The sequence below is a fragment of the Streptomyces graminilatus genome (assembly GCF_001418565.1).
In the GTDB taxonomy this organism is placed as follows: domain Bacteria; phylum Actinomycetota; class Actinomycetes; order Streptomycetales; family Streptomycetaceae; genus Streptomyces; species Streptomyces graminilatus.
Map to the genome: position 1 here is coordinate 1 of NZ_LIQQ01000239.1, position 13,797 is coordinate 13,797.

Below are 13,797 nucleotides of genomic sequence, written 5' to 3' on the forward strand. Positions count from 1 at the left end.
CCGTTACGTCATCAAGGTCGAGCCGCTGGCGTCGGCGAACCCTGAGGAGATCATCACCAGGGTGGCTCCCGTGATCCAGGCGCACCTGGTTCTTTAAGGGGCGCGGGGCTGTATCTGATCCGCGGCTCTGCCGCGCGGGCGCGACCAGCCCCCACGGGCCCGCAGAAAAGGGACGACCTACGACTTCGCGAACAGCTTGTAAAGGACGAACGATCCGTTCAGGGGGTCGTACTCCGTCCCGCCCACCTTGCTGCCGTACAGATAGAAGCGGCGCGAATACGTCTCGGGAATGATCGGCGCCTCCTTCTCCATCAGCTCCTTGTCCAGCGCGGCCCACGCCGCGTTGGCCTTCGTCGGGTCGGTGATCGCCGCGGCCTTGTCGATCGCCGCGTCGACCCAGCTCGCCTTCAACTGCGAGACGTTGTTCGCGCCGTTGGCGATCGTCCGGCCGTCGAAGAGGGGCTGGAGCATGGTGTAGCCGGTGGGCCAGTCCGGGGACCAGCCGAACCACATCACGTCGAAGGAGTTGTCGATCTGCTGGACCTGGTCGTAGTAGCTGGTCGACTCGACCGGCTTGACGACCGGGTCGAAGCCCGCCTCCGTCAGGGCGTTGGCGATGACGACCTTGGTCTTTTCCAAGTCTTCGTTGGAGCCCTGCGGGTAGGTGTAGATGATCTTCTGGCCGAGCTTGCCGGCCGCCTTCAGCAACGCCTTCGCCTTCGCGGTGTCGCCCTGCGGCTTCGTCAGCTTGCCGTAGATGTCGAACTTGACCCGGCCGGCCATGTCGGGGCCGAGGATCGTGGTCGCGTAGTCGCCGGCCGACGGGCCGCCGTAGATCGTCCGGATCTGCTGCAACGGCCAGGCGTAGTTGAGCGCCTGACGGACCCTGACATCGGTGATCCGCTTGCAGTTGATGGCGTAGTAGTACAGGCCCGTCAGCAGCCCGTCGACGGAACGGCTCTTCAGCTCGGGCGTCGCCAGCACCTTCTGGATGCGCTCGGCGGGCACCCCGCTGTACGCCATCACCGCGTACTGGTCGGTCCCGGAGTCCGCGATCATCCGGTCGGTCGCCTGGAGGGCCTCAGGGCCGAACTCGAAGACGAAGGAGTCCGGGTAGGCGTTGCGGATCGGGTCGGTCGCCGGGTCCCAGTGGGGGTTGCGGACCATCGTCAGCGACTTGTCGACGGAGTGCTGGGAGAGCCGGTAGGGCCCGCAGGAGACCGGGTCCTTGTCGTACTTCTCCTTGGTGTCGTGCTTGACGGGCACCGCTCCGTACGACTGCATGGCCAGCGTCCAGTTGAGGTCCGGGCGGGCCGTCTTCAGGTGGAAGGTGATCGTCTTCTTCGCGGTGTCCGTGACGACCGAGTCGAGGTGCTTGCCGTCGTACGGGCCCTTGTAGACCGAGCGGAAGTCGTTGGTGCCGGTCAGCGCGGCCTGGAGGTAGGTGGCGCCCTCGGTCGTGAAGCTGGCGAAGCCGCGCTCGATGCCGTGCCGTACGTCGTCGACGGTCAGCTCGCTGCCGTCCTCCCACTTCAGCCCGTCCTTCAGGGTGAAGGTCCAGGTCTTGCCGCCGTCCGACATGGTGCCGGTGTCGGTGGCGAGGTCGCCGACGAGCTTCATCGCGCCGCCGTCGATGCGGTAGCCGGTCAGGCTGCGGATGTAGAGGTTGGCCAGCTCGGAGTTCCACGTGAAGTAGATGCGCTGCGGGTCGAGGTGCGAGAAGTCCTGCGGGCCGATCGGCCGGATGGTGCCGCCCTTCTTCGCCCCCGGGATCTCCGGCGCGGGCCCCGTCGAGTCCTGCTTGGTGCCGATGGAGACGGCCGCGAACTTGTCGGTCCCCGCGGCGCCACCCCCCGAGGTACCGGCGCCGCCCGCCCCGCCGCTGCTGCACGCGGAGAGGACCATGGAGCCGCCGGCGGCTACCGAGGTGGCTATGACGAAGTTTCTGCGGGAGATAGACATGGGCTGACCTGCCTGAATCAGGGAGAAGGGTGTGTCCCGGTGGGTGGTTCCGGTTCTTTTTGGGGCGGGCCGTGCGGGGCCGGTGTGGGGGCCCGTGAGGGGCGGTGGCGGCGCTGTGGTTCAGCGCCTGGTCTTTGGGTTGTTCAGCGCCTGGTCTTCGGGTCCAGCGCGTCGCGCACCGAGTCACCGAGGAGGTTGAAGGCGATCACGAAGATCACCATCGACAGGCCGGGGAAGAGCATGTACGTGATGTCGTTCTGGTAGACCTGCGCGCCGCGCTGGATCATCACGCCCCAGTCGGGCGTCGGGTCGCTGAGCCCGACCCCGAGGAAGGCGAGCGCCGCCTCGGTGGTGACGTACATGGGCAGCGCGAGGGTGGCCTGGATGAGGATCGGGGTCCACAGGTTGGGCAGCAGTTCCCGGAAGATGATCCGGGCCGGTGAGGCGCCGGTGACCTTCGCGGACTCGACGAACTCCCGTTCCCGCAGGGCGAGTACCTCACCGCGCAGCAGCCGGGCGATGGGCGCCCAGCCGAACGCGGTCATCACGGAGATGAGGCTGACGACGGTCAGCCAGGTCGGGGTGTTCTCGTCCGGCGGGACGAGGACGGAGATCATCACCGGCCACAGGGCGATGAAGAACAGGGTGGAGGGGAAGGCCAGCAGGATGTCGATGACCCGGCCGACGAGGCTGTCGATCCGCCCGCCCAGATAGCCGGCCGTGAGTCCGACGACGATGCCGAGCAGGGTGACCAGCACCGTCGTCACCGTGGCGATGAGCAGCGAGTTGCGGATGCCGTAGAGCAGCAGGGTCAGGACGTCCCGGCCGAGCTGCGGCTCGACGCCGAACCAGAAGTCGCCGCTGATGCCGCCGTTGGGCCGGATGGGGAACCCGAACTCGTTGAGCAGACCGGTGCCGTTCTGGCCGTACGTCGTGTACGGGTCCTTGCCGTACACCTTGGCGATCAGGGGGGCGCCGATGCCCGCCACGAAGAACAGCACGACCACGACGGCCGAGACGAGCCCGGTGCGGTCGCGGCGGAAACGCAGCCAGGCGATTTGTCCTGGCGAACGGCCGGTACCGCCACGGGCCGGCGCGGACCGCGTCGGTGGCACGGCACCGGAATCGGCCGCCGCCTGGGGTGCGGTGGCGGAAGTCATAGGCGAGGTCATGGTGCTCCGGGCCCGGAATGGTGAGGGATCCCGTGTACAGCGACAACGGGCTGAATGCGACTTTTCAACGCCGATTCAGTCGCAGTCAATGTTTCATTGACGCCTTTGATCTGGACTTTTGCCGTTTGACCCGGGGGTGGTGCGGCGCTTGGTTCGGCTTTGGACGGCCATGACCTAAGCGGGAGGAATACTCGGACGGCCCGAGTGGGCGTGCGTTATGGGTGTGATGTGCCGATATTTGCCCGTAACGGTATGGCGCACTGAACTGGAGGCACTCCATGCGTGGAGCCACGCACGCCCGATGGGCCGCATGCGCGGTGGCGGCGGCCCTCACGGCGACCGCCTGCGGGGGCGGCGGCGACAGCGGCGGCGGCAGCGGCACCGGTGGTGCCTCCGGCGTCCTCAGCTCGTCCTGGGGCGACCCGCAGAACCCGCTGGAGCCCGCCAACACGAACGAGGTGCAGGGCGGCAAGGTCCTCGACATGATCTTCCGCGGTCTGAAGCGGTACGACGCCAAGACCGGCAAGGCCAACAACATGATCGCCGAGAAGATCGAGACGAGCGATTCGCAGAATTTCACGATCACGATCAAGAGTGGCTGGAAGTTCAGCAACGGTGAGGCCGTCACCGCCAAGTCGTTCGTCGACGCCTGGAACTACGGCGCCAGCCTGAAGAACAACCAGAAGAACGCGTACTTCTTCGGCTACATCGACGGCTACGACAAGGCGCACCCCGAGAACGGCGGCAAGCAGACCGCCGACACCCTCTCCGGGCTCGCGGTGACCGGCCCGAACACCTTCACCGTCAAGCTCAACCAGAAGTTCTCGACCTTCCCCGACACCCTCGGCTACGCGGCCTTCTCCCCGCTGCCCGAGGCCTTCTTCAAGGACCACTCGGCCTGGCTGAGCAAGCCCGTCGGCAACGGCCCGTACGAGATCAAGTCGTACACCAAGGGCTCGCAGATGTCCCTGCGCAAGTGGGACGCCTACTCCGGCACGGACAAGGCCCAGAACGGCGGCGTCGACCTCAAGGTCTACACCGACAACAACACGGCCTACACCGACCTGCTGGCCGGCAACCTCGACCTCGTCGACGACGTGCCCGCCGCCCAGCTCGGCAACGTCAAGAGCGACCTCGGCGGCCGGTACATCAACACACCCGCCGGCATCATCCAGACGCTCGCCTTCCCCTTCTACGACAAGGCCTGGGACAAGCCCGGCATGGAGAAGGTCCGCACCGGGCTCTCCCGCGCGATCAACCGCGAGCAGATCACCGACACGATCTTCCAGAAGACCCGCACCCCCGCCAGCGACTGGACCTCACCCGTCCTCGGCACGGCGGGCGGCTTCAAGGAAGGCCTCTGCGGCGACGCCTGCAAGTACGACCCCGCGGAGGCCAAGAAGCTCATCACGGAGGGCGGCGGCTTCCCCGGCGGCCAGGTCAAGATCTCGTACAACGCGGACACCGGCTCGCACAAGCAGTGGGTCGACGCGGTCTGCAACAGCGTCAACAACGTGCTCGGCAACGACAAGGCCTGCGTCGGCAACCCGATCGGCACCTTCGCCGACTTCCGCAACCAGATCACCCAGTCGAAGATGTCGGGCCCCTTCCGGGCCGGCTGGCAGATGGACTACCCGCTCATCCAGAACTTCCTCCAGCCGCTCTACTACACCAACGCCTCCTCCAACGACGGCAAGTGGAGCAACAAGCAGTTCGACCAGCTCGTCAACCAGGCCAACGCGGAGACCGACCAGGCCAAGGCCGTCGGCCTGTTCCAGCAGGCCGAGGGGGTCCTGCGGGACAACATGGGCGCCATCCCGCTCTGGTACCAGAACGGCAGCGCCGGCTACTCCTCCAGCCTCTCGCACGTGGCCCTGAGCCCCTTCAGCCTGCCCGTGTACAACGAGATCAAGGTCGGCTGACCGGAGACCCGTCCACCCGCCACCCCGCGACCTCGCCACCCCGCCACCCCACCGAGCCGCCGAGCCGCCGGGACAGCCGTTCACGGACGACGGACGGCTGTCCCCCCGCCTGCTCTCCTATCCCCGGAGCCCACATGGGACGGTACGTAATCCGGCGCCTGTTGCAGATGATCCCGGTCTTCATCGGCGCCACCCTGCTGATCTTCCTGATGGTGAACGTGATGGGCGACCCCATCGCGGGCCTCTGCGGCGACCGGCAGTGCGACCCGGCCACGGCCGCCCAGCTCCGCAAGGAGTTCGGCCTCGACAAGCCCGTGTGGCAGCAATACCTGACCTACATGGGCAACGTCTTCACCGGTGACTTCGGCACCGCCTTCAACGGCCAGAAGGTCACCGAGCTGATGTCGACGGCCTTCCCCGTCACCATCCGGCTCACGATCGTGGCGATCCTCTTCGAGATCGTCATCGGCATCACCCTGGGCGTGGTGACGGGCCTGCGGCGCGGCCGGCCCGTCGACACCGGCGCCCTGGTGGTCACCCTGGTCGTCATCTCGGTGCCGACCTTCGTCACCGGTCTGCTGCTCCAACTGCTGCTGGGCGTCGAGTGGGGCTGGATCAAGCCCTCGGTGTCGACGGAGGCCACCTTCGGCGAGCTGATCGTGCCCGGCCTGGTCCTGGCCTCGGTCTCCCTGGCCTACGTGACCCGCCTGACCCGTACGTCCATCGCCGAGAACAGACGCTCCGACTACGTCCGTACGGCGGTCGCCAAGGGCCTGCCCAGGCGCCGCGTGATCACCCGCCACCTCCTCCGCAACTCCCTCATCCCCGTGGTCACCTTCATCGGCACGGACATCGGCGCGCTGATGGGCGGGGCGATCGTCACCGAACGGATCTTCAACATCCACGGCGTCGGCTACCAGCTCTACCAGGGCATCCTCCGCCAGAACACCCAGACGGTCGTCGGCTTCGTGACCGTCCTGGTCCTCGTCTTCCTGGTCGCCAACCTGCTCGTCGACCTCCTGTACGCCGTACTCGACCCGAGGATCCGCTATGCCTGAACCGCAGTACGTGGGCGACGCGGGCGCACCCGAGGGCGCCATCGCCGCGACCGGCATGGGCGGCGCCATGGACCTCGCGACCAGCGAGGGAGAGACCCTGGAGAAGGGCCCGGACGGCCCGCACGGCACGGGCCCCTCCGAAAAGCCCCGCTCCCTGTGGTCCGACGCCTGGCTCGACCTGCGCCGCAACCCCGTCTTCATCATCTCCTCGCTCGTCATCCTCTTCCTGGTCGTCATCTCCATCTGGCCCTCACTGATCGCCTCCGGCAACCCGCTCAAGTGCGACCTCGCCCACGCCCAGCAGGGCTCGTCACCCGGCCACCCCTTCGGCTACGACGGCCAGGGCTGCGACGTCTACACGCGCACGGTCTACGGCGCCCGTACGTCCGTCACGGTCGGCGTCTGCGCCACGCTCGGGGTCGCGATCCTCGGGTCCTTCCTCGGCGGGCTCGCCGGGTTCTTCGGCGGGGCCGGGGACTCCGTGCTGTCACGGATCACCGACGTGTTCTTCGCGATCCCCGTCGTCCTCGGCGGTCTGGTCCTGCTCTCCGTGGTGACCAGCTCGACGGTCTGGCCGGTCATCGGGTTCATGGTGCTGCTCGGCTGGCCGCAGATCTCCCGGATCGCCCGCGGCTCGGTCATCACCGCCAAACAGAACGACTACGTCCAGGCCGCCCGCGCCCTCGGCGCCTCCAACTCCCGCATGATGCTGCGCCACATCGCGCCCAACGCCGTCGCGCCCGTGATCGTCGTGGCGACCATCGCGCTCGGCACGTACATCGCGCTGGAGGCCACCCTGTCGTACCTGGGCGTCGGTCTGAAGCCGCCCACCGTCTCCTGGGGCATCGACATCAGCGCGGCCTCCCCGTACATCCGCAACGCCCCGCACGCCCTGCTGTGGCCCTCGGGCGCGCTCGCGGTCACCGTGCTCGCGTTCATCATGCTCGGCGACGCGGTGCGCGACGCCCTCGACCCGAAGCTGAGGTGACCGGCGCCATGCTCCTCGAAGTACGCGACCTCCACGTGGAGTTCAGAACCCGGGACGGCGTCGCCAAGGCCGTCAACGGCGTCACCTACGGCGTGGACGCGGGCGAGACCCTCGCCGTGCTCGGCGAGTCCGGCTCCGGCAAGTCGGTGACGGCCCAGGCGGTCATGGGCATCCTGGACACCCCGCCCGGGAAGATCACCGGCGGCGAGATCCTCTTCCAGGGCGAGGACCTGCTCACCTTCAAGGAGGAGGACCGCCGCAAGGTCCGGGGCGCCCAGATGGCGATGATCTTCCAGGACGCCCTGTCCTCCCTCAACCCCGTCCTCTCCGTCGGCGACCAGCTCGGCGAGATGTTCACGGTCCACCGAGGAATGTCCCGAAAGGACGCCAGGACGAAGGCGATCGAGCTGATGGAACGGGTCCGCATCCCGGCCGCCGCCCAGCGCGTACGGGACTATCCGCACCAGTTCTCCGGCGGAATGCGCCAGCGCATCATGATCGCCATGGCGCTGGCCCTGGAACCGGCCCTGATCATCGCCGACGAACCGACGACCGCCCTCGACGTCACCGTCCAGGCCCAGGTCATGGACCTGCTCGCGGAGTTGCGGCGCGAACTGGACATGGGCCTGATCCTCATCACCCACGACCTCGGTGTGGTCGCGGACGTCGCCGACAAGATCGCCGTCATGTACGCCGGCCGCATCGTCGAGTCGGCGCCGGTCCACGACATCTACAAGGCGCCCGCCCACCCGTACACCAAGGGCCTGTTGGAGTCGATCCCGCGCCTCGACCAGAAGGGCCGCGAGCTGTACGCCATCAAGGGCCTGCCGCCCAACCTGATGAACATCCCGCCGGGCTGCGCCTTCAACCCGCGCTGCCCGATGGCCCAGGACATCTGCCGCACCGACGTACCTCCGCTGTACGAGGTGGACACGGGGGACGGAACGCGCAGGAGCGCCTGCTTCTACTGGAGGGAGACGCTCGATGCCCGCACCGACTGAGACCACCGAGGCCGTCCGCCCCGCCGCGACCACAGAGCCGATCCTCGAAGTGACCGGCCTGGTCAAGCACTACCCGCTCACCCAGGGGATCCTCCTCAAGAAGCAGGTGGGCGCCGTCCGGGCGGTCGACGGCGTCGACTTCACGCTCGACGCGGGCGAAACCCTGGGCATCGTCGGGGAGTCCGGCTGCGGCAAGTCGACGGTGGCCAGGATGCTGGTCAACCTGGAGAAACCGACGGCGGGAGTCATCAGATACCGGGGCGAGGACATCACAAAACTCTCCGGCCGCGCGCTGAAGGCCGTACGCCGCAACATCCAGATGGTGTTCCAGGACCCGTACACGTCCCTCAACCCCCGGATGACGGTCGGTGACATCATCGGGGAGCCCTACGAGATCCACCCTGAGGTGGCTCCCAAGGGCGACCGGCGCCGCAAGGTCCAGGATCTGCTGGACGTGGTAGGTCTCAACCCCGAGTACATCAACCGGTATCCGCACCAGTTCTCCGGCGGCCAGCGCCAACGCATCGGCATCGCGCGGGGGTTGGCGCTGCGCCCCGAGATCATCGTGGCCGACGAACCGGTCTCGGCGCTCGACGTGTCCGTCCAGGCCCAGGTCATCAACCTCCTGGACCGGCTCCAGAGCGAGTTCGCCCTCTCGTACGTCTTCATCGCGCACGACCTGTCGATCGTCCGGCACATCTCGGACCGGGTCGGGGTGATGTACCTCGGCCGGATCGTGGAGACGGGCCGGGACGCCGAGATCTACGACCACCCGACGCATCCGTACACACAGGCACTGCTGTCGGCCGTCCCGGTGCCCGACCCCGAGGCCCGCGCACACCGGGAACGGATCATCCTCACCGGTGACGTGCCCTCCCCGGCCAACCCGCCCTCCGGCTGCCGCTTCCGCACCCGCTGCTGGAAGGCTCAGGAACGGTGCGCCCTTGAGGTACCGCTGCTGGCGGTCCCCGCGGAGTTCCGGCTGACGACGGGTCCGGCGGCACATGACTCGGCCTGCCATTTCGCGGAGGAGAAACGGGTGGTGCCGGTGGAGGAGCCGCCTGCGGAGGGTGTGGACGATCTTGCCAACGGGGCGAAATAAGCGCATAAATATGCACGAACCGCGTTTACACGCAGGCAACTTGGCCGACCCTATCTCGATATACGGACGGTCCACTCTGAGGAACGTACGGCCGTGCGGGTGCCGTAAACGGGCCGGGGCCAGCCATGCAGCCCCGGCCCGTTGCCGTATCTACGCACCTACGTACTCACGTGCCTGTGCCGGCCCCAATGCCCGCTTCAGGAAGTCCACCTGAAGGAGCAGCAGGTTTTCCGCGACCTGTTCCTGCGGGGTCATGTGGGTGACGCCCGACAGGGGGAGCACCTCGTGCGGGCGGCCGGCGGCCAGCAGGGCCGAGGACAGCCGCAGGGCGTGCGCGAAGACGACATTGTCGTCGGCGGTGCCGTGCACGACCATCAGCGGCCGATGCGGCTCGGCGGGAGCCGACAGCCCCTCCTCCGTGACGAGCGAGCTGTTGGCGTACGCCTCCGGGGCGACCGCCGGATCGCCGAGATACCGCTCCGTGTAGTGCGTGTCGTAGAGCCGCCAGTCCGTCACCGGGGCGCCCGCGATACCCGCGTGGAAGACGTCGGGCCGCCGCAGCACCGCCAGCCCCGCGAGCCAGCCGCCGTACGACCAGCCCCGGATCGCCACCCGGGAGAGATCGAGCGGGAAGCGCTCGGCGAGGTCGAGCAGGGCGTCGATCTGATCGTCCAGCGACACCGTGAAGTCGCCGTGGACGGCCTTCTCCCAGGCGGGCGACCGCCCCGGCGTACCCCGCCCGTCGGCCACGACCACCGCGAAACCCTGGTCGGCGAACCACTGCGAGGTGAGGTGCGCGTTGTGCGCGGCGACCACGCGGGGCCCGTGCGGACCGCCGTAGGGGTCCATCAGAACAGGGAGGGGAGTGACCCCGTCGTAGTCGGCCGGCATAAGCAGGGCGCATGGAATTCGACGTGCGCCCCCCTCGGTAAGGGTCATGCGCGGGGACAAACCGGGATCTTCGGCGTGAGAGGTGACGGTGGCCACCCGCTTCCCATCCACGAGCACCTGCACCTGGGCCCCCGCCCGGTCCGGCACCGCCGACGCCAGCACGGTCACGCCCCCGGCGCGAACCGCCGAGTGCACGCCGGGCTCTTGCGAGACGCGCTCCAGTCCGAGCTCATTCACTCGATAGACGTGAACTTCGCCGATCTCCTTGCCGACGGCCTCCGCACCTGCTGACGCCGACACGAGCACGTCGTCGGCGGAGACGTCCAGTACGGCTCGGATATGCAACCGGGCTCCGGTCAGGGGCCGTTCTCCGACCGCGAGCACCCTCGCACCACCCTCGTCGGCGATGCGTACGAGCTGTCCGGAGGGGCTCCAGCAGGGCACGCCAGGGAAAAGATCCAGCCAATGTGGATCATCCTCCGCGTGCACCATCGAGGTCGCCCCCGTATCCGGGTCCACGGCCAGGAAAAGCTGCCCGCGCTGGTCCCGCGACTGCACCAGAATCAGCGGCGCACCCGCCCCTGACCAGTGCACACGCGCCAGATAGGGGTAGCGCGCCCGGTCCCAGACGACCTCGGTCCGCACCCCGTCAAGGTTGAATACGAAGAGCCGCACCTCAGCGTTCAGCGTGCCGGCCGCCGGATACGCGACCCGCTGCGGCTCCCGTTCCGGGTGAGCCGGATCGGAGATCCACCACCGGCTGACAGGCGCGTCATCGGCCCGCGCGACCAGCAGCCGGTCGGACTCCGGCGACCACCAGAAGCCGCGCGACCGGTCCATCTCCTCGGCCGCGATGAACTCGGCGAGCCCGTACGTCACCGTCTCCGACTCGGGACGCGCGAGTACGGACGTCTGGTCGCCGGCCGGCTCACCGACCCACAGGGCGCCGTCCGCGACATATGCGACGTGGCGTCCGTCAGGGGAGGGCCGAGGGTCGATCACGTGCCCCCGGGCGGGAATCTCACGCACCGTCCCGGCCCGCAGTTCGGCCACGAAAAGCCGCCCTGACAGGGCAAATGCGGCCAGTTCGACGGCCGAGTCGGTGGCGTAACCGACGATCCCGGCACTGCCCTCACGGCTGCGTTCCCGCCGCGCCCGCTCCTCGGCGGACAGCTCTTCGTCGGCCCCGCCGAGAAGCGCGAACGGATCGGCGACGATACGCTCGCCGCCCTCCGACGGGTCGAGGTCGAGCACCCACAGCTTGTTCGCCCGGTCGGTTCCGGCCGATGACCGCAGAAAGGCGATCCGCGAACCGTCGGGCGCCACGGTGAACGCACGGGGCGCGCCGAGGGTGAATCGCTGGGTACGGGCGTGCCGGCGGGGGAAGGAGACAGGCTCGGTCGTCATGCCCCGACCATATTGGCCATGCGCCCCCTTGTGCGGCCGTGCGCCGACAGATGCGCGCGGGTGAATAGTTATGATCACTGGCGGCGAGTGGGTATCAACCTGCTGGCCACTGTATGGATTTACCGCTCCCTTAGTCTGACCCCCGACCCTTGACCCCCGGTACCTGGGCCCTTTGGAGGTGAGCCGCCGTGGCGCTCTCGATTTCGGCGGTAGTGCTGCTGGCGATCATCGTCTTCTTGCTGATCAAGAAGTCGGGACTCAAGGGAGGACACGCGGTCGTCTGCATGCTGCTCGGGTTCTACATGGCCTCATCGACCTTCGCCCCCACGATCAAGGACTTGACCTCAAGCATCGCGGGCATGATCGGCGACCTCAAGTTCTGATACCGGGCCAGTGGGCTCCGGTGCACTTTGCAGGCGCCCGGAGCCCGGTTTCCGGGCGCCTGTCAGCGCGCGCTCGAGTACGGCACGAAGGCCGCCCAGGCGGCGGGCGCGAAGGCCAGCCGAGGGCCGCGCTCCGCGTGCTTGGAGTCGCGGACGTGGATGGTGCCGGGAGCGGTGGCGATCTCGACGCAGGAATCGCCCTCGCTGCTGCTGTAGCTGCTCTTGAACCACGCCAAGGCGACTTCGACGCAGGAGTCACCCTCTGTGCCGTCGCTGTAGCTGCTCTTGAACCACGCCAGTTCGGAGGGGTCTCCGGCGAGGTGCTTGCGGTTCATGTCTCTCCCAGTAGTTGCTCGATGAAGGCGAGTGACTCCCCGGAGGTGAGGGCCTCGGCCCTGATGGTGCTGTAGCGCAACTCCAGGATGCGCAGTTCCTTCGGCTCAGTTGTCGGACGGCCTCCGAACGCTCCGTCGGAGCGTCCCACAGCCGTACCGTCCGCGAACTTCAGCAACTCGATCTTGCCATCCACCCCAGGGTGGGCGCCGCTCTCCGTTGGCATCACCTGGAACGTTACGTTGCGCAGGTGCGCCACCTCCAGTACGTGTTCGAGTTGTCGGCGTCGCACCATTGTGCCGCCGACGCGCCGACGCAGTGCCGCCTCTTCCTGGACGAAGCTCAGCGCGGTCACAGGTGACTTGGCGAAGACCGACTTCCGGGCCATCCGGGCGGCCACAAGGCGCTCGACTTCCTCTTCCGAGTAAGGCGGTTGCCGCGCCTCGAACAGGGCTTGTGCGTGTTCAGGCGTCTGCAACAGGCCGTGGAGGCTGAGCCCGACGTACACCCCGATCTCCGCCGCTTTCGCTTCCAGCTTCGCGATGGCCCGCACCTTTTTCGGGTAACGGACCTTCTCCAGGTCCTCGTTCATGGCGGAGATCAGCCCGTCCGCCCTCAGCACCTCGTCCGCGTCCAGCAGATACTCGGGCCGGGGGATCCGCTTGCCGCCCTCGATCTTGTAGACCATGTCCTCGCCGTACCCGAGAGCCTTGCCGAAGTCGGCGGCACGCATCCCCGCCGCCTCCCGGCGCAGCTTGAGCTGACGGCCGACGGTCGCCACGACCGCCACTCCCCACTCGTCGTCCGGGTCCACCTCCCAACCCGGGTCGTCCGCCTCGCTCTTGAGCTGCCCCGCGTCACTGTCCACGCTCATGTCGGTGTCCCTCCGTCGTACCTGCGCCGTATTGCACCTGTCTCTACCCGTACGCCCCGTCCCGACAGCCCGGACACGACCGGACAAGCTCCGGACAGTCACCGTACGCAACGGCGGAGTCACTACTCGCGGTAGGTGTGTGCGGCCACTCTGGGTGATGTGAAGCAACAATCGGCCGCCCCCAAGGCCCAACCCGAGTACGCCTTCCGTAACTTCAGCGTGCGACTGTCGCCCACACCCCGTGGCGCCCGCCTGGCCCGGCTGCTCACCGCCGAGCAACTCCTGTCCTGGGGACTCCCGGTGGACCCGGCCCGCCAGATCGTCGCCGAGCTGGCGGCGAACGCGGTCACCCACGGACGCGTCCCGGGCCGCGACTTCCGGCTCACGGCGTACGTCATCGGCACCACCCTGCGCATCGAGGTGACCGACACCTGCGGGGACCGCCCGCCCCTTGCTCAGGCTCCCGCCGAGGACGCGGAGTCCGGGCGGGGTCTGGCCTTGGTGGAGGCGCTTGCCGATCGGTGGGGGTGGGGGCCGGGGTTGCGTCCGCGTAAGACGGTGTGGGCGGAGGTCGGGCTCCCGCCGGATGCGGTGGTCTTGAACTGATCACGCTCCGGGTCCTGGCCCCCTGGGTTCCGGTGCGACCGGCGCTTTCCAAAGGAACTCTGGAGACAAAGAACCACAACCAAGCCCCACCCCTCCCG

Annotated in this window: 13 protein-coding genes; 8 read left to right on the forward strand and 5 right to left on the reverse strand. The window is 68.0% G+C overall.

The features are described from left to right. Positions 1 to 97 (forward strand): TetR/AcrR family transcriptional regulator (locus AOK08_RS20650; protein ID WP_479683326.1); only part of this gene is annotated, 97 nt, incomplete at its 5' end. Positions 98 to 177: 80 nt separating this feature from the next. Here the strand turns inward: AOK08_RS20650 and AOK08_RS20655 are convergent. Together AOK08_RS20655 and AOK08_RS20660 are read right to left on the reverse strand one after the other, a co-directional pair. After that, complete coding sequence (locus AOK08_RS20655; RefSeq protein WP_055528009.1) at positions 178 to 1,962, reverse strand: ABC transporter substrate-binding protein; 1,785 nt, start codon at positions 1,960 to 1,962, stop codon at positions 178 to 180. A gap of 143 nt (positions 1,963 to 2,105) precedes the next feature. Further along, positions 2,106 to 3,122 (reverse strand): ABC transporter permease, encoded by a 1,017-nt coding sequence (locus AOK08_RS20660; protein ID WP_055528011.1) that lies wholly within the window; start codon positions 3,120 to 3,122, stop codon positions 2,106 to 2,108. Positions 3,123 to 3,412: 290 nt separating this feature from the next. Between AOK08_RS20660 and AOK08_RS20665 the strand changes: the two genes are divergently transcribed. The 5 genes from AOK08_RS20665 (at position 3,413) to AOK08_RS20685 (ending at position 9,205) form a co-directional block, all read left to right on the forward strand. After that, a complete protein-coding gene (locus AOK08_RS20665; RefSeq protein ID WP_055528013.1) occupies positions 3,413 to 5,056 on the forward strand; it encodes a peptide ABC transporter substrate-binding protein in 1,644 nt (547 codons plus the stop codon). 134 nt (positions 5,057 to 5,190) lie between these two features. Then, positions 5,191 to 6,114: an ABC transporter permease gene (locus AOK08_RS20670; protein WP_055528015.1), complete on the forward strand. Its 924-nt coding sequence runs from the start codon at positions 5,191 to 5,193 to the stop codon at positions 6,112 to 6,114. Then, positions 6,107 to 7,102 carry an ABC transporter permease gene (locus AOK08_RS20675; protein ID WP_055528017.1) on the forward strand — a complete coding sequence of 332 codons (996 nt, stop codon included), beginning with the start codon at positions 6,107 to 6,109 and terminating at the stop codon, positions 7,100 to 7,102. The genes AOK08_RS20670 and AOK08_RS20675 overlap by 8 nt, the downstream gene beginning before the upstream one ends. Before the next feature lie 8 nt (positions 7,103 to 7,110). Further along, entirely contained in the window at positions 7,111 to 8,103 is a 993-nt protein-coding gene (locus AOK08_RS20680) for an ABC transporter ATP-binding protein (RefSeq protein WP_055528025.1), read from the forward strand. Next, positions 8,087 to 9,205, forward strand: coding sequence for an ABC transporter ATP-binding protein (locus tag AOK08_RS20685; protein WP_055528019.1), 1,119 nt, complete (start codon positions 8,087 to 8,089; stop codon positions 9,203 to 9,205). The genes AOK08_RS20680 and AOK08_RS20685 overlap by 17 nt, the downstream gene beginning before the upstream one ends. 150 nt (positions 9,206 to 9,355) lie before the next feature. Here AOK08_RS20685 and AOK08_RS20690 read toward each other — a convergent pair whose 3' ends face one another. Beyond that, positions 9,356 to 11,503 (reverse strand): S9 family peptidase, encoded by a 2,148-nt coding sequence (locus AOK08_RS20690; protein WP_055528020.1) that lies wholly within the window; start codon positions 11,501 to 11,503, stop codon positions 9,356 to 9,358. A 188-nt stretch (positions 11,504 to 11,691) separates the two neighbouring features. Between AOK08_RS20690 and AOK08_RS20695 the strand changes: the two genes are divergently transcribed. Beyond that, positions 11,692 to 11,886 (forward strand): hypothetical protein, encoded by a 195-nt coding sequence (locus AOK08_RS20695; protein ID WP_055528021.1) that lies wholly within the window; start codon positions 11,692 to 11,694, stop codon positions 11,884 to 11,886. A gap of 62 nt (positions 11,887 to 11,948) precedes the next feature. On the opposite strand, the gene AOK08_RS20700 is transcribed toward AOK08_RS20695, so the two are convergent. Both AOK08_RS20700 and AOK08_RS20705 read right to left on the reverse strand, forming a co-directional pair. Beyond that, positions 11,949 to 12,221, reverse strand: a complete 273-nt coding sequence (locus AOK08_RS20700; RefSeq protein ID WP_055528022.1) for a DUF397 domain-containing protein — start codon at positions 12,219 to 12,221, stop codon at positions 11,949 to 11,951. Beyond that, complete coding sequence (locus AOK08_RS20705) at positions 12,218 to 13,093, reverse strand: helix-turn-helix domain-containing protein (protein ID WP_055528023.1); 876 nt, start codon at positions 13,091 to 13,093, stop codon at positions 12,218 to 12,220. The genes AOK08_RS20700 and AOK08_RS20705 overlap by 4 nt, the downstream gene beginning before the upstream one ends. 159 nt (positions 13,094 to 13,252) lie before the next feature. Between AOK08_RS20705 and AOK08_RS20710 the strand changes: the two genes are divergently transcribed. Further along, a complete protein-coding gene (locus tag AOK08_RS20710; RefSeq protein WP_055528024.1) occupies positions 13,253 to 13,699 on the forward strand; it encodes an ATP-binding protein in 447 nt (148 codons plus the stop codon). The last annotated feature ends 98 nt before the right edge of the window (positions 13,700 to 13,797 follow it).

Coding starts and splice junctions, on each gene's coding strand:
- AOK08_RS20680 (WP_055528025.1), top strand. CDS start 7,111: ATGCTCCTCGAAGTACGCGACCTCCACGTGGAGTTCAGAACCCGGGAC.
- AOK08_RS20690 (WP_055528020.1), bottom strand. CDS start 11,503: ATGACGACCGAGCCTGTCTCCTTCCCCCGCCGGCACGCCCGTACCCAG.
- AOK08_RS20660 (WP_055528011.1), bottom strand. CDS start 3,122: ATGACTTCCGCCACCGCACCCCAGGCGGCGGCCGATTCCGGTGCCGTG.
- AOK08_RS20670 (WP_055528015.1), top strand. CDS start 5,191: ATGGGACGGTACGTAATCCGGCGCCTGTTGCAGATGATCCCGGTCTTC.
- AOK08_RS20655 (WP_055528009.1), bottom strand. CDS start 1,962: ATGTCTATCTCCCGCAGAAACTTCGTCATAGCCACCTCGGTAGCCGCC.
- AOK08_RS20675 (WP_055528017.1), top strand. CDS start 6,107: ATGCCTGAACCGCAGTACGTGGGCGACGCGGGCGCACCCGAGGGCGCC.
- AOK08_RS20700 (WP_055528022.1), bottom strand. CDS start 12,221: ATGAACCGCAAGCACCTCGCCGGAGACCCCTCCGAACTGGCGTGGTTC.
- AOK08_RS20705 (WP_055528023.1), bottom strand. CDS start 13,093: ATGAGCGTGGACAGTGACGCGGGGCAGCTCAAGAGCGAGGCGGACGAC.
- AOK08_RS20665 (WP_055528013.1), top strand. CDS start 3,413: ATGCGTGGAGCCACGCACGCCCGATGGGCCGCATGCGCGGTGGCGGCG.
- AOK08_RS20685 (WP_055528019.1), top strand. CDS start 8,087: ATGCCCGCACCGACTGAGACCACCGAGGCCGTCCGCCCCGCCGCGACC.